The following is a 14,170-nucleotide window of genomic DNA, read 5'->3' as shown; positions in this document are numbered from 1 at the left end:
GCCAACACAATTCGGACAGTGCGCTCCAGGTCATCCAGACCCAGCATTTCGCAGACGGATTCCACCGCGTCCCAGTCGAGCCGGCCTCCCATCAGCCACAGGGCTTCGTAGTAAAGCGCCAGACTGTCGGGCAGATCGGCAGCAAAGCGGCCGCCGGTTTGGCGGTCTAGTTGTCTGGCGGCGAGCCAGTCGGCGACTTTTTTTCGTCGGCTTCCAGCGTCTCAACATAGGCCGACCAAGCCGCCATCACCGCCTCGGCTAAACCCTGGGCGGTGTCGGGATGGTCGGCGACCCAGACCCGGAACGCCTCGGCGTCGAAGGCGACCTCCACGCCGGTACCGCCTGGCAGCAAATCCAGTTCAAGCATGCCCGGCCAATCGACGACAAAGCCGAGGAACTCATCCACCCAGACCAGCGGGCGTTCGGTTTCGCTCAACGCGCGCAACGCGGCACGAATCCGCTGCATATCGTGCGGCGTCGGCCGCTCGATCTTGAAGCGATGCCCGCCGACCTCGACGATGCTGCGCCGGCTGTCTCTGATGCGTTCGGCTAAACTCATTAGCTGGTCCAATAGCTGGGACGGCCGGAGGCGGTGATTTTGATTGAGGTTTTCGCCACGTCGCCAACCCCGCCCTTGGGCGCGCCGGACGCGGAAATGTAACCGTAAAACGCCATTTTTTTACCATCCGGCCAGCCCAGCAAAAACGCCCGCTGAGCGGTGACGGCCGAGGCGGAGATCGCGGCAATCAAGCCGGTGTCGGCCAAGTCCCATAATGCCTCGCCGGTGATTTCGGTGGCGGAGAACATGCCCGGCCGGGTTTTCTTTTGCGTGTCGTGGATCGTCGTAATGTCGATCGAATCGGCCTCGCCGCCGGCAATGGAAAAATCCGTGAAAATGCTGAAGGTAGTGCCCAACGTCAGCGCCGCGACCGTGCCGGAGCTGAAGGTGTCGTACAGCGTGGAATCCTCGGTCTCGGCCTCGAAAGTGTTGGCCGCTTGGTTGGCGACCCGGATGATCCGGTTATTCAACTGGGTCATACCCTGGGCCTGCGCCAGCAAATAAGTGCCGTTGGCGAGTCCGTGGGAGGTGGAAGTCAATACGGCCGGGTTGGCCTTGGTAATCGCGCTGACCGTTTTGGTGGCGGCAATCGCGGATTGCATCGCCACGGTCACGCCAAGCATGCTGGGTGCTGACATAAGATTTTCTCGCTGACTGTGATAGTTACCGCCAAACGGCGGGCATAAAAAAACCCGCCGAGGCGGGCCGTAATCAAGTTACGCGACTGGATTTCGCTCAGTCGTTCGATATTTGATCAAATAGCGCAGCGTCACCGAGCTACTGCGCGGCTCGACATCGTCGTATAGCTTTTCGATGCCTTGCAATTGCAGATCGTCGGTACCGGCGCGCGGGGTGATGGTTTGCTCGATCGACAGCGCCAGCGCGTCCATGCGCTGTTCGGCCAGTTCCGGGTCGCCGACGTCGTACAAGCACCAGCCGACGACGACCAATTGCAGTTCGCGCTGTTGCGGGCGCGGCGCCGGGTGAACCGTGAGCGTCTGCACGGTTTCGCTGTCGTCATACAAAGTAAAGCACGGCCGGGTATTGCTGGGAGGCTCGGCGCGGGTGCGCCAGACTTCGCCGTTTGGCACTAAGGTTTTCAGCTGGGCTTTGTGGCAATCCACAATCACGCCGCGCAGCGAGGTGCTCATCCGTTGCTCCGGGCGATATTGCGATAGTCGTTGTATGGGTTCATCAGCGTGCGACAGGCGTTCGGCAAGTCCGGCGGGTATCCAAGCCCGGCTTGGCTGCTTTGGAATTGCTCCCACACGCTGACCAGCAGCGCGATCGCCTCTTTCAGCGCGCCCGGCACGGCATCGCCGTCGGCGCCGTAGCCGGCAACGTATTCGACAATCACCGGCTCGACATCCGAGCGCACGGTCGGCCAGGTTTTACCGTAAGCGGTGACGATGCGGGCGTTCTTGGTTTGCACGTAATATTCGCTACCGGCTAGCGTTTGCTGGGTGCCGTTGCTGTCGGTGTATTTGATCGACGTGACCGACACCAACGGCGCTACTAGCATGATGACGTCGCCAAAATCCTCGCCGACCGCTTGCCAGGTTTGGTTGATCAGCGCCCGGCCGGTGTAGTTCTCGACGATTTTGCGCGCGGTTTTGACGCGCGCGGTAATCACCGCATCGCGATCGATGGCCGTGGGGTCGCCGATGCCAAGGTACTGGCGCATTTCGGCCAGCGTCAAAGGCTCGACGGCGGGGGCGGTTTTGATGGTGTGGATCATTCGATGACAACCGGTTCTCGCCCACAACTTTTCGCCACCTCGACTTCATCCGCCGCAGCGGTGGCATCACCGACTGAAATCAAATCGGCGATGTAATCGACCGAGGCGGTTAACAAATTGCCAGCTGATACGGTTTGGCCATCGGTGAGTACATGATCGGCAAATAACAGACAAGTCGCCGTATCAGCGCCGGCATTATCCAAAAAGTCTTGCGCCTGCTGTTGGTACGCGCCAGGTTTAATTGACATGAGTTTCTCCGATTATGAAATTTGCACCATGCGCGGTACCGAGACGCCAACTTTCCAGCGGCCAGCAACCCCGGTCGTCGCAAACGTATGCGAAATAGTCTGCGCGCTCAATGCTGAATTGGCTTCAGTGATTTGAAATGGGTTCCAGCGCATTTTTCCGCTGATCCCGCCGGCAGTCAGCGTGCCATAGTTACCAGCACCGGGATCGTTTGACGGTACCACCCGACCGTTGCCGGTTTTGGTCAAATCAACTTTACCTTGGAACGAGGTAATAGGATATTCTTGACCATCGACGGGCTCCCAGAAATAATCCCACTCAAACCCGAACACCGCATTGGCGGAAAACGTCGTGGTCAATACGGGCAAACCGGTGAATGTAAATACTAACCCGCCCGCCGCCGTGGTCATGACCGCATCGCATACTTGGTACACTTTTCCGTCTCGCCATTCACGCTGAGCGCCTGCGCGCGTTGCTCCGGTGCCTGTGGTTGTGATGGTCAATCCGGACGCTTGCTCAGTGCCATACGACGGCGTCGAACCCAGCGCGTTAAACACTGGATTGCTGAATAGATTAGCGCCCTGAAACCGCATACCCAACGATTTTCCGAACAGGTATTCAAGCATCGGCAATTCGCGGGCTTTACAGAATTTGTATTGTCCTACCATGTGCAAATGCAAATGATCGCCGCTGCAATTGGACAAATAACGGCCGGTGGCGGGATCGCGGGTCACACCATCCGGATCAAGAATAAACACTTGATCGTTACTCTCGTAATAACCTTTGAGTTCACGGCTGACTCTCAACAGAAAATCTCTGACCGCATCGCGACTGGGCGGAGTGGCAGCGGCATATTCCTCGCCGTTTGGCCCCCCGTAACCGTAGTGCATCACATCTAAAATCGGCGCGCCCGATTGTCTGAGCAATTCAACAATCTTGATATGATCATTGACGCAATCTTGCACGACCGAAGCGGTATTCGTGCCGTCGCAAAGGTTTTGGCCGTTGTTGATCGAGGTGCCGCGATAAAAAACCACATCCACCGCTTGATTCAGCATGTCAGACGCCGCCCGGCGAGTGACGGAAGCGGATTGCGCATCACGATCTAGCATGCCAATCGGGCTTGATCCGCCGCTAGTCATTGCGCCGGCGACGCCGTAATGCCCAACCAAATCCAGCATGGGATACAAGGCTGATGCCATCCACTTGTGCGGCGCGAGGCTGAGAGTCGTTGCGCCACTGGCCGGGAATGGCGCGGTATGCGTGGCAATGACCTGGTTATCCGGACTGACAGCCGTTCCCGTGCTGGCAGTGGAATCGCCGTAGACAGCGGCTTTGACGACGGATGTGCGATATTGGCCGCTATTTTTTGCGCCGCCGGCATCTATTTGATAAGTTGCCAGCCCTCCTCTCACTAACAAGGTCTCGGTAGCCGTGGGTAGCGATACCACCTCGCCGACGTCATGACCGTTCCAGTTCGTTCTGAACTTAATCGTCATTCAGCACCTCCGCCACTTCAACAGCCGCCGGTTTGGCGGATTTTTTAGGCGGCTTGGCAACGGGGTCGGCAACTGGCGCTGCGGCTGGCGCGGCGTCCAAGTAGTCTGCCACCCTGCAATCATTAACCAAATGCGCGGCGAATTCGTCGGAAATGCCGCGCAGAATGTCGCCGGTGGTCAGCGTGCCGTGGGTAGCGGTGATGGCGGTGCCGGTGATTTTGACAGTAGCCATGACGTCTCCTTAATAAGGTGCGCCGTCCGTGGCGCCAGGGGGGGGTTATCTAACCGGATTAAGCCGGGGTGATGTCGCCGTAACGGACCGCGGCGGGACGATCGACCGCCAACGCGCAGCGACGGCTTGCCAGGACAGTCACCAAACGCTTGGTAAAGTTATCATCGTCGCTGTCGGACATTTCAATCGTGACATCTTCGCGGTTGTAGAATGTCGCCGCATTGGCCAAGCTGGCGACTAACACGTTATCGGCAGTGACGGCAGCGGTTGGCACGACGCGGCGGCCGAACAGAATTGGATTACCGCCGGCATCGACGGTAAACAGGGCTTGACCGGCCGCCGTGGTAAACAGATCGATTTCGATTTGGGCCCAATCGGTATGATTGAGCAAAATCGCATCGGCGGGGAACGAAGCCGCGTCCAGGTCGCCGATGATTTTGCGGATCAAGACCAGCTTTTTCAGGACAGTCCCCAAGTTGGCGTCCGCATAACCGTGGGCGGTATAGTTGCCGGATTTGGTGAATCCGGACAAATTCGGCGCGGTACCATTCCCGGCGATGATTTGGTTCTCGACTTTAAGATTAACGCCGTAAATCAAGCGGGTGTTGATGTACGCCGCCAGTGCGGCATTGTCGGCGGCCAACTGCCGAGAGATTTTGACCCAGTGCGCGATATTGCAGACCGGCTCTTGTACCGCAGTGAATGTAATCGCCGATTCCGCCGAGTCGGAACCCTCGGCCACCTCGGCCGCTGAGTTCGTGAACACGTTTTCGCGAACGTAGTCGATCGCATTCGAGCTGGTCGGCAAGGTGGCCAGCAACGATTCGAGTAATAGCGGCCGGAACGCGCCACCCACCACGCCGTCGCGCCGGTCGCTGTAAGTGTTGCCAACGGTGTTGGTGATGGTATTCTTGACATCCAACCCCATAAAGCCTAGCCTGGTATTGCTGGCCATCTTGGCTTGGACGTGCTTGTAATCCTCCGACTTGACAAACAATTCGCCCGGCGTTTTGGCTTCCGGCGGATTTTCCGCACCGGCCGCGCCTTTTTGCTTGAGTTGCAGGATTTCGTCGGCCAGTTCTTTTTGTTTGTCGCCCAGTGCAGCGATGGCGTTCTTGGTTTCCGTGCTGATCGTGCCGGCTTTTTCTTCCAGCTCAGCTTTTTCGGCGAATTTGGCCATTTTGGATTCAATGCCGTCCAGCGCTTTCATGATCGCGTCCATGTCGCCGACGGTGCCGGCCAACGCCAGCCCGATCAGGCTGGATGGATCCATAGCCGGCAGTCCAGCAGCCATTCCCGACACAGCCGGCGCCGCCTCGACGTTAAACGCGAGTACAAACAGGCCCAGCACCGCGAAAAACGCGGCGATTATTTTGCAGATTTTCATGGTGTTACCCCAAGTTTTGAGAGAATTGATTGATGCGGGCGAGCATTTTTGAGTAATCCAGCGCGGGCACTGACTCGCTCAGCGCGGCCGCTTTGAATCGAGTGACGAAATGCAGGGCTTCGCCACGGGTGAGGCCGGCTAAATCTCTTAGATAGCGCTCGAAATCGGTGATGGTTTCCAGGGTGTCGATCTCGGATTTGACGTTGCTGACCCTGGCGGCATCGTCGGCCGGAAAGGTGACTAGCGATATTTCAACCAGGCGCGAAACGTTTTTGATGATGCGGCCGGAGCCGTAACCGTCCGGGCCGTCGGTACGGTCTTCGTAGTCGCCCGACTTCAGCACATAACCAATCGACAGGCCGTCGATGGTGCCGTGCTTGAGGGCGGCATAGGTATCCGCGGATTCGGAGTTTCCCGGCGTGAATTCGCCGGTGACGAATAGGCCGGTCGAGTCTTCTTGTATATCCAGCCATTTTCCGACGGGCAAATCCCAGGAATCGTGGTTGACAAACATTTTCGGCCAGGTGGTTCTTAGCGTTTCGGCGTAGGCGCCGGGCAAAATGGTGTCGCCGTAACTGTCTACGCCGTTAAACACCGAGGCATAGCCGGAAAACTTGCCAACACCGGCGCCGTCGATCTTGATTTCGCAAGCGCTCAGCTTTTGGGTTTTAGTCTCGGTCGGTGGGCCAAAGCGGTTTTTTTTCATAGCGGCCTCTTATTGGGCGATGTTGTTCATTTGCGATTGCGATGCCGGCGCGGTGGTTTGGGTGCCGAGTTTGTCGATGGGCAATAGGTTGGACTGGGCGGTGTAGACTTCGCCACCTTTGAACGGCGCCAGGTTTTCGTAAGCGCGACATTCGTTGCGGTTGTAAATGCCGTTTTGCGAGCCTTTCGCGTAGATTTCCATTCGATCCTTGAGGCTGGCCCTCAGCAGGGCATCCATGTTGAATTCGGCGGTGAGCCGGACGCGCTGCTTGGCGGTCATCACCCGCTTGCGCAGGGATTGTTCGATGTTGACGACATCCGGGCGGATGGTGACTTTGTAAAAGCTGTCGATCACCTGTTCGGCACTCGCGCCGAGCGTGGTCGTGCCCTCGGTTTGGTTCATCAGCACGGCCGGCACACCGAACCAGCGGCCAATTTCTTGGACGGTGAACTGGCGAGTCGTCAATAGCTCGATATCCTGCGGCGTTAGGTTAACCGGCGTAAATTTGGCGTCGAACGGCAGGACCGAAACGGTGCGCATCTCGTCAACCATCTGCTGCACTGTTTGCTTGACTTCATCCCACTGTTTCGGGTTTAACGACGTCCCGCTCAGGCCGATAACGCCGGTCGTTCTGCCGCCTTTTCTGAACAAACTGGATGCAGCACCCTGCGTGGCGCGCGCTTCCGCCAGCGTGTTCCGCATGAACGCCGAGCGAGAAATACCCACCAAACCGCCGGACATTTCCTTGATGTGCAACACGTCGGCCGCCGGCACGTCTCGGGTGCCGCCGTCGCTGTTAATGAGCCTGTATATATCGTCACCGCCCAGTCGAAAATCCGGATAAACATCGTCGGCCGAGCGCGGCACGATGGCGTAAGGCGTGCCGTCGTTGCTGCGCATCACTTCGGCGTAGCCGTTGCCGCGCAGCAGATAATTGACCATGACCGATACCCAGAATTCGTACGGCGTTTGGCGGGCGTTGGGGCTTTCGTGCATCAAATCCCATAACGATTCGCCGCGGGCATCGGTGCGCAGACCGTCAGCGTTGGCATACACCATCAGCGGCATGCTGGCCACGGTTTTCGCGCGAATCTCGACCGCTCGCCAGACGGCGGCGATTTGCATCGCGGCGTCGATTCCAACCGGCGCGGTGTCGGGTACCAATGGCTCCACCGGATCGGTCATTTGCCGACCGTAGCGATTGCGCAACGCGGCAGAGCGGCCGAAGCCTAGAAATTGGAGTAGTCCCATCAGTGCACGATCGGGTTGTTTAAGAAGTAGCTGAAATCGGGTTTATCTTCGGGGACGACGCAACGGGACAAGGCGTTAAACAGGGCCGAGGCGCCGTCGATCTTGCTGTCGTTGTCTTGCTTGTATGGCATCTTGCGACCGCCTTTGTATTCGCTAACGCGCACGTTACCGATACACCAGGCCATCACCGGGTTGCCGTCGTGATGAATTCGGCCGGATTCGATGGCCGACTCCAGCTCATCCACCGGGATCGTCAAGTGGCTGCCATGCTGGGGGATTTGCACGACTTGAATGCCGGCCTGGGCTAGCCCGGAACTGATGATTGGCAGACCCCACGGGTCGCCGTCCACCTCTTCGACTTTCAAGCGGTTGGCGTCTTCGATGATGTCTTGTTTGATCTCTTCGAAATCGATCTCGTTGCCGTCGTGGACTTCCAGCACGCCGGCGGATCGCCATTCGTCGAACAATTTAACCAGCGTTTTATTTTCGTTGTTCTCGATATGCGCTTCCGAGATGTAGAAGCGAGTAAATATGTAGTAGTGCGCCGAGCCGCCGATGTTCCTGACGAATACTGTCAGTTTTGCCGATAAATCGCGTAACTTGGCAAGATCGAGACCAATCCAGCAGGGCTCGCCGTCGAAGTCTTCGAGTTTCATGGCCGGATCGTGCAAGTTTTGCCAAGCCAAAACGTTGTAGTACGCGTTCTTTTCGTTGCACCAGATATTGAGATGCTTGGTTTTGTAAGCGGTTTGCTTGCCGGGGTTTTGCACGGCCAGCTTGCGGGCCTTTTCCACTTCGACCGGGTTAACCGAGCGCCCGTAGTTGGGGTTGGCCTTGATCAGCATTTGCGGATCGGTCCAGTCGTCTTCAGGATCGATGCCGTATAGCACGGTAAATATGTGATCCATACCGGTCATGACGCCGTCGAGAATGTCGCGCATCATGTTGTCCATCGCGAAGCAGGGCGAAAACAGGTTCTCTCCGGCGGTGGTAATCACCAAAATCAGCGCTTGCAACCGCGCGACCATGCCGGTAATCATGGTCTCATAGAGCGTGTCGCTGTCGTGCTCGTGGTATTCGTCGACGATGGCGCAGGACGGGTTGCCGCCGTCGCCCGGATCGCCGATCAGGGGTTGCATTTGCGAGCCATCCGGCCGGCGGATGAATTGCTCTTTGGCTTCTAGCTTGTACGCTTCGCGCAGGGCCGGAGTATTGCGAACCATTTGCTTGGCCGGGTCGTAGACTTTGCGGGCTTGGTCCAGGGTAGTGGCCCCGCAGAGCACTTCCGCGCCGGCTTCGCCGTCGGCACACAGCATGTATAAACCGATGCCGGCGCTGAGCGTCGATTTGTTATTCTTGCGGGGAATCCGCAGGTAAACGATCGAAAACCGCCGCAGGCTGGTTTTCTTAACGACCCATCCGAATATATTGGCGACAATAAACAGCTCGAAACCGCACAGGTTCAGCAGCCGATCCTTGCCGGGCTTGCTGGCCAGCGGGCCTTTGACGTGTGGCAGCTTTTCGATGAAGCTGATGACTTTCCAGGCTTTGGCAAAGTCGAATCGAAACGGGTAGTCAGCGTCGGTTTTTTGCCGGTTGTAGTCGTCAATGAAGCGCTGGCAAGCTAGTATTTCGTAGCGGTTGGCCAGCTTGCGGCCTTCGGTTATGTCCAGCGCATAGCCCATCATCATCCGAAACCAATCGGCGTCTTCGCTGAAGCGCTTAGTGTCGGGTGCCTGAGTTTGCGATGTGCGCGTCCGCCGATGCCTGGTCGCGCGTGAATGGGTTTTCGTCGCTGCCATCGTCGTCGAATATGTCCGTTTGAACCGCTTCCAGAGCTTTGCGCGCTTGCGGGCTCAGGCCGAAATCGCTAACGTAGCTGCGGAGCATGCGGCGGAGCTCGCCCAGTTCGCCAACTTGCGGGCGGTTTTTGATTTGCAGGCCGTTGCGCGTTTCGCTGGTGTATGTCTTGCCGTGCTGCCGCAAATAGCGAACCGTTTCGTCTATCGAATGCACGACGCGACAATATTCGACTAGCGAGTCAACAAACAGATCGTTTAAGTAATCGTGAGCGGCCAGTAGCGGGGCGATACGGTCCCAGATAGCGAGCTCTTCCGGTTCAAGGCGCTTTTCGGGCCTGAGCCGCGCCGCCTCTGCATAATCTTGGCCTGTTAAATCGTTGGCCGTGAAGCGTAGAACCATCTTCATCTTAGCCATACCACCACCTTCCTATGTGGCTTTTTGAATTTGCAAAAACCACTCCAGCAAAAATTTAGCTGGAGCGACGCAAAGGGCGAGCGGGTCGCTAGACTTTTGACCCGCCCCTGGGTCGGTCGCGCCGGGTCTTGCTACTGTGACAGCTGACACATAGCGTCTGGGTGTTGTCGTAGTCAAGCGCCAGCGGATCGTCGATTGAATCGAAAGGTACGACGTGGTCAACCGCAACACCTTCGACAAGCTTGCCACGCTGACGGCATTTTCGGCAGAGCGGCTCGGCTTGCAATCGCCGAGCGCGAAGATTCTTCCACGCCTTGCGCTGATAAAATCGATTGCGCTCAACCTGAGACAGCGGCGCCGCCTGATGCTGCACCCTGAATGCCTCGCGCCGGTGCGCATCGCAGTAACCATCACGCCCACGCACCAGCTCCCGGCAACCTGATTGCCGACACGGCCTTGGCGCGGATACCGGCACTATCGATCATCCGCACGCCGTCGACTGGCTTGCCGCTCGACTGCCGAAGTCAACGCCCGAGTCACATCATTGCTTTCGCGAGCCACATCAATCATCTGCTGCGACTGAATCTTGAACGCATCCAACCACTCGCGCCGCTCCGCGCGATGCTCGCGGACTAAGAACCAAATGAAACCGAACAACGCCGCAATCACCATGCCGCCTAGCCCAAAATCCGCCCATTTGTCCGCGTGCTCTATCGGCATCCAATCCCCTTTTCAGGCATAAAAAAAGCCAGCTCAAATCGCTCTGAGCAGGCTTTGGTGCAATTGTGGGAAAATTTAATGCATTATTGCGTCACCTGTCAAGCGCCTTTTTCAATCTCTCGCCAGTGAATACGCGCAACCGCCTGATTCACCTCGGATTCTAGCCCACGTAATCGGCTAAGCGCCTCACCATAGCGCCCGATCCACACCCGCCGCCAACTGGCCTCGCTGACACCCAGCCCGACAGCCATCTGCCGGCCGCTAATCCGGCGCACGCCTGACCCGTCGCACGCCGGGCAACTCTTTGCTCGCACGAAGCGCGTACCGTGACAACGCGGACACTTATCGTCGACCAGCTCAGACAGCGACAACGCCGCAATCCGCTGCGCCCGATCTACATCATCCACGCCCACCCATTCACGAGCAGACACCCATGCGGCATGCACCACCCCCAACCGCCTCAGCGCCGCCGCATCGCCCATGTATTTCGCCAGCGCCACCAACGTCGCGGCCTCGCCCAATCCCCGCAAATACCCCGCAAACTCCACCGCCTGCAACGCCGGTGCCGACGATCCACCCACACGGCCGAAGTCCACCGCACCCGCTGCCAATCTCCCCAACATCTCCGCCGCCTCAATTCTTGCCACGCTCACCCCCAAGATAAATTAAACACCCAACGCCGACCGCAACCCCGCCAACCCCTTCCGGCTCGCCTCACTGTGTACCGGCCGCATGAACGCCGCGAATTCCGCCGGCGTCGGCGGATGGCTCAAATCCGCATCTCCCGCCCGCCAACGCTTCAAGCCGTCCCTGATCTCAAACTCCGAAAACGGCGTCAGATACGGCGCCCATTCCGCCCGCAGCGCCGCCTGCTTGCCGCCGTCCGCGTAATTCGCCCACCACCAGCGGCGATAGCCTTCGGCCTCGCTAGCCAGAATGCCGAACACCACATCGGTCTTAGGTCGGCCTATCGGCCTAGAACGTCTTGACATCGATCCCCGCCCTGGCGCACGCCGCGCCGTTCACTCGCACATAATCCCCAGACCGCACCGCCAGCACCCGCACCGGCCCAAATCGCTCGGACAGCGCATCCACCAACGCCGCGATTTCCGGCATCATTTCCCGCATCTTGTCCCGCTCCGCATTAGCCCGCTCGGCCTTGGCCGCCTTCTCTTCGGCCACCGCCGCCCGCCGCTCAGCGCTGCGCGCCTTGGCCCGCTCAGCCAACGCCGTCGCCTTGGCAGCTGGATCAACTTCGCTCACTAAATTCCTCCCGCCAGCAGTAAATCCCGACAAACAGCCAGGTAAACCCCCAGCCATCAGGCCGCGTGGAAAGCCACGGCAACGCCGTCCACCGGCCAGGATGCAAATCAAACCTCACCCCCAAACGCTTAACCACGCTTCCCCTCCCGCTTCAACCGCTCTTCCACCTTGCCGTGCAAATACTGCCGGTAATCGCGATAACTGCGACTGCCCGGCCCCGGATAACCATGCTGCTTGGCCCAAGGCCACAGCGCCTCATCGTCGCGCGGCACCATTGCCCACGGCTGCCGCAACTGCGTGACCGTCGCCCCCTGCTCCGCCGCCCGCGTTTGCAGCTCGCGCAGGCGGCCCCGGACAATGCCCAGCGCATAGCCAAACCCCTTGCCCTCGCTGAGCGACTTGGTCCCGGCATACTCGAACTCCGCCCGGGTTGCCCCGGACTGGATCAGCTCGATCAGGTCCGGGTGATTGTGTCTCACGTGCATCATCCCCATCCCAAACCACAACGCGCACACGCTGACGGCGGACAATTCGCTTTCCGCCTCTGTGTCTGGGAATGCGTGTGTTCCTGGTAATTTATTTTGATTATTTAATACTTGGTTATTTAATATGTGTTCATACATATGAACACCCTGTTCATGTATATGAACACCCTGTTCATGTATATGAACACCCTGTTCATGTATATGAACACCTGAGGGAGGAATGCCCACCGAATCCCCCGGTCTAAACTTGACCACGTCTAGATAAAAGTCGGTCGTTCTCGCGAACAACCGCCTATCTTCAGCTCGCCGCACTGTCAACAGACCCAACCCCACCAGCTTCTTGACCCGATTTGAAATCGCACTCTTCAGCCTCAGCCCAAGCATCGGCATTTCGTCGATCAAATGCGCGTAATTCAGCCACACATGATCCTCCAAGCGCGCCGCGCGCGTGTTGGCTTGCCAATCGAAGACGTATTCGAGCAACGCCCAGTCGATCAGATCGGTTGAATCCGCTAAACCGGCCTCAACTACGCCAAGCTGATTGATTTGGATTGAGAATTTCACGCCACATCCCTTAGTCAGCTAGCAAAAACAACAAGCAGCAAGCCGCATGAGCAAGATGCGACAACCCGCTTTCCTGGTCGCATTGCTCACCGTCAGCATATGCTGATAAATGCCGTAAAGCCGCCGCTAAATATCGCCGCTCACCGTCCGGCACAAACTGCCAACCACCCGCTGAATATTTGCTAGCACCGAACATCAGCACTTCGACAACCTTCGTCACGCCAGACCACGGCACTAACGTATAATCCGGCTTACCCGCGTCGAATTTTTTACCCGCCATCACTCCAACACCTCCGCATTCTCCGCCGCCCAATCCGCCAAGCGCCGCAACTGGTCGCCGGCCCAGCAACACGCCAGCGCCACGCCAGCCACCGCCAAGCCCACGGCGCCAACGACCAACCCCGTGGACCGCCAGGCAATCACTCCACTCACCGGCCAACGCCACCAAGCCCACACCGCCAACAAACCCAACTCTATCAACATCCCGCCTCCCGGCCCGAAACCCTCGTTACTTGCACGCGCGGCAGCCGCACCCGCACCCGAAGCGCCGCGTCGTCCAACCGCGCCGCGCCTACACACAACACCACACACAACGACTTTGCCGACACGCTCAGCATGCCCCGCGCAATCGCCGACGATACCGCCGCGCAACGCGCATTCAGCCGCGCGTCCCGCACCCCCAATTTGCCGTACACTCGATCCAGGTGCGTCTGTACGGTTTTCAACGCGATACCCAGCGCCTGGGCAATCACCTTGTCCGGAGCACCCTCGGCCAGCAACGCCAACACCGCCGCCTCACGGGCGGTCAAATCCTGGGCATCCAGCACTTGGGCGCGTACCGGCATCATTGCCACGCCGCCGATCGCATGATCGGAAACCGGTCATGCAACTCCAACCGCTCGCCACGCCGCGCCGCGAACCGCTCTAAATCCGCCAGTGTGGCGGTACGCAGCCTAAATAATCGAATCGGCCGGCCGTTTGGACCAATACCCTGATATTCCACCTGCCCCGGAATCGCATACACCCCAGGCTGACTAGAATTGGCTAACACAAAGGTCCGCTCGCCCACAATCGCCCGATGTTGATACTGATGCTCTTCACTCATACCCACCCCTTGCCGTTGCTACGGCGTCAATTGTCCAAACGTGCTAAGGCAAAGCCCCGATAGCTAAAAACCGGCCCCGCTGTCAGAATGCAATCACCACAACCGCATTGCCCACAACGGAGCCGAAACCATGAAAACCGCTACTTCGCTAATCGTCCGCCAGGCTTGATCTCATCCGCGATAACGGCCACCACGACA

23 protein-coding genes are annotated in these 14,170 nt (G+C 58.3%); 1 reads left to right on the top strand and 22 read right to left on the bottom strand.

The window, feature by feature from the left end; translation table 11 throughout:
* Window positions 1-166 precede the first annotated feature (166 nt).
* The 13 genes from ACQE3E_RS06660 to ACQE3E_RS06600 all read right to left on the bottom strand — a co-directional run bounded on the left by ACQE3E_RS06660 (window position 167) and on the right by ACQE3E_RS06600 (window position 10,121).
* Window positions 167-559 (bottom strand): hypothetical protein, encoded by a 393-nt coding sequence (locus ACQE3E_RS06660; protein ID WP_427501377.1) that lies wholly within the window; start codon window positions 557-559, stop codon window positions 167-169.
* Complete coding sequence (locus ACQE3E_RS06655) at window positions 559-1,197, bottom strand: phage tail tube protein (RefSeq protein ID WP_427501376.1); 639 nt, start codon at window positions 1,195-1,197, stop codon at window positions 559-561. The genes ACQE3E_RS06660 and ACQE3E_RS06655 overlap by 1 nt, the downstream gene beginning before the upstream one ends.
* Window positions 1,198-1,275: 78 nt before the next feature.
* Window positions 1,276-1,710: a hypothetical protein gene (locus ACQE3E_RS06650; protein ID WP_427501375.1), complete on the bottom strand. Its 435-nt coding sequence runs from the start codon at window positions 1,708-1,710 to the stop codon at window positions 1,276-1,278.
* Complete coding sequence (locus tag ACQE3E_RS06645; protein WP_427501374.1) at window positions 1,707-2,297, bottom strand: head-tail connector protein; 591 nt, start codon at window positions 2,295-2,297, stop codon at window positions 1,707-1,709. The genes ACQE3E_RS06650 and ACQE3E_RS06645 overlap by 4 nt, the downstream gene beginning before the upstream one ends.
* A complete protein-coding gene (locus ACQE3E_RS06640; RefSeq protein WP_427501373.1) occupies window positions 2,294-2,545 on the bottom strand; it encodes a hypothetical protein in 252 nt (83 codons plus the stop codon). Before ACQE3E_RS06640 ends, ACQE3E_RS06645 begins: the two co-directional genes overlap by 4 nt.
* Window positions 2,546-2,557: 12 nt before the next feature.
* Window positions 2,558-4,042, bottom strand: coding sequence for a hypothetical protein (locus ACQE3E_RS06635; RefSeq protein ID WP_427501372.1), 1,485 nt, complete (start codon window positions 4,040-4,042; stop codon window positions 2,558-2,560).
* A complete protein-coding gene (locus ACQE3E_RS06630) occupies window positions 4,032-4,274 on the bottom strand; it encodes a hypothetical protein (RefSeq protein WP_427501371.1) in 243 nt (80 codons plus the stop codon). The genes ACQE3E_RS06635 and ACQE3E_RS06630 overlap by 11 nt, the downstream gene beginning before the upstream one ends.
* Window positions 4,275-4,332: 58 nt before the next feature.
* A complete protein-coding gene (locus ACQE3E_RS06625; protein ID WP_427501370.1) occupies window positions 4,333-5,661 on the bottom strand; it encodes a phage major capsid protein in 1,329 nt (442 codons plus the stop codon).
* A 4-nt stretch (window positions 5,662-5,665) separates the two neighbouring features.
* Window positions 5,666-6,367 (bottom strand): HK97 family phage prohead protease, encoded by a 702-nt coding sequence (locus ACQE3E_RS06620; RefSeq protein WP_427501369.1) that lies wholly within the window; start codon window positions 6,365-6,367, stop codon window positions 5,666-5,668.
* A gap of 9 nt (window positions 6,368-6,376) precedes the next feature.
* Entirely contained in the window at window positions 6,377-7,618 is a 1,242-nt protein-coding gene (locus ACQE3E_RS06615) for a phage portal protein (RefSeq protein ID WP_427501368.1), read from the bottom strand.
* Complete coding sequence (locus ACQE3E_RS06610) at window positions 7,618-9,420, bottom strand: terminase large subunit (RefSeq protein WP_427501367.1); 1,803 nt, start codon at window positions 9,418-9,420, stop codon at window positions 7,618-7,620. The genes ACQE3E_RS06615 and ACQE3E_RS06610 overlap by 1 nt, the downstream gene beginning before the upstream one ends.
* Window positions 9,341-9,835 carry a P27 family phage terminase small subunit gene (locus tag ACQE3E_RS06605; protein ID WP_427501366.1) on the bottom strand — a complete coding sequence of 165 codons (495 nt, stop codon included), beginning with the start codon at window positions 9,833-9,835 and terminating at the stop codon, window positions 9,341-9,343. Before ACQE3E_RS06605 ends, ACQE3E_RS06610 begins: the two co-directional genes overlap by 80 nt.
* A gap of 88 nt (window positions 9,836-9,923) precedes the next feature.
* Entirely contained in the window at window positions 9,924-10,121 is a 198-nt protein-coding gene (locus ACQE3E_RS06600; protein ID WP_427501640.1) for an HNH endonuclease signature motif containing protein, read from the bottom strand.
* On the opposite strand from ACQE3E_RS06600, the gene ACQE3E_RS06595 reads away from it, so the two are divergent.
* A complete protein-coding gene (locus ACQE3E_RS06595) occupies window positions 10,050-10,277 on the top strand; it encodes a hypothetical protein (protein WP_427501666.1) in 228 nt (75 codons plus the stop codon). The two genes, ACQE3E_RS06600 and ACQE3E_RS06595, sit on opposite strands and share 72 nt — an antisense overlap.
* A 32-nt stretch (window positions 10,278-10,309) precedes the next feature.
* On the opposite strand, the gene ACQE3E_RS06590 is transcribed toward ACQE3E_RS06595, so the two are convergent.
* From ACQE3E_RS06590 to ACQE3E_RS06550, 9 genes are all read right to left on the bottom strand, one after another.
* Complete coding sequence (locus ACQE3E_RS06590) at window positions 10,310-10,555, bottom strand: hypothetical protein (RefSeq protein ID WP_427501365.1); 246 nt, start codon at window positions 10,553-10,555, stop codon at window positions 10,310-10,312.
* Between the two features lie 98 nt (window positions 10,556-10,653).
* Complete coding sequence (locus ACQE3E_RS06585; protein ID WP_427501364.1) at window positions 10,654-11,178, bottom strand: hypothetical protein; 525 nt, start codon at window positions 11,176-11,178, stop codon at window positions 10,654-10,656.
* A 42-nt stretch (window positions 11,179-11,220) separates the two neighbouring features.
* Window positions 11,221-11,547, bottom strand: a complete 327-nt coding sequence (locus ACQE3E_RS06580; RefSeq protein ID WP_427501363.1) for a hypothetical protein — start codon at window positions 11,545-11,547, stop codon at window positions 11,221-11,223.
* Window positions 11,531-11,818 carry a hypothetical protein gene (locus tag ACQE3E_RS06575; protein ID WP_427501362.1) on the bottom strand — a complete coding sequence of 96 codons (288 nt, stop codon included), beginning with the start codon at window positions 11,816-11,818 and terminating at the stop codon, window positions 11,531-11,533. Before ACQE3E_RS06575 ends, ACQE3E_RS06580 begins: the two co-directional genes overlap by 17 nt.
* 128 nt (window positions 11,819-11,946) lie before the next feature.
* On the bottom strand, window positions 11,947-12,867 hold the full coding sequence (locus ACQE3E_RS06570; protein WP_427501361.1) for a hypothetical protein: 921 nt from the start codon (window positions 12,865-12,867) through the stop codon (window positions 11,947-11,949).
* 10 nt (window positions 12,868-12,877) lie between these two features.
* Window positions 12,878-13,147: a dATP/dGTP diphosphohydrolase domain-containing protein gene (locus ACQE3E_RS06565; RefSeq protein ID WP_427501360.1), complete on the bottom strand. Its 270-nt coding sequence runs from the start codon at window positions 13,145-13,147 to the stop codon at window positions 12,878-12,880.
* Window positions 13,147-13,350 carry a hypothetical protein gene (locus ACQE3E_RS06560; RefSeq protein WP_427501359.1) on the bottom strand — a complete coding sequence of 68 codons (204 nt, stop codon included), beginning with the start codon at window positions 13,348-13,350 and terminating at the stop codon, window positions 13,147-13,149. The genes ACQE3E_RS06565 and ACQE3E_RS06560 overlap by 1 nt, the downstream gene beginning before the upstream one ends.
* On the bottom strand, window positions 13,344-13,715 hold the full coding sequence (locus ACQE3E_RS06555; RefSeq protein WP_427501358.1) for a helix-turn-helix domain-containing protein: 372 nt from the start codon (window positions 13,713-13,715) through the stop codon (window positions 13,344-13,346). Before ACQE3E_RS06555 ends, ACQE3E_RS06560 begins: the two co-directional genes overlap by 7 nt.
* Window positions 13,712-13,972, bottom strand: coding sequence for a hypothetical protein (locus tag ACQE3E_RS06550; RefSeq protein WP_427501357.1), 261 nt, complete (start codon window positions 13,970-13,972; stop codon window positions 13,712-13,714). The genes ACQE3E_RS06555 and ACQE3E_RS06550 overlap by 4 nt, the downstream gene beginning before the upstream one ends.
* Window positions 13,973-14,170 lie beyond the last annotated feature (198 nt).

It is taken from the genome of Methylomonas sp. MED-D, assembly GCF_050276835.1.
GTDB classification, from domain to species: Bacteria; Pseudomonadota; Gammaproteobacteria; order Methylococcales; family Methylomonadaceae; genus Methylomonas; species Methylomonas koyamae_A.
The sequence above is the reverse complement of the archived record's forward strand: the minus strand, read 5'-3'. Positions and strand labels throughout refer to the sequence as shown.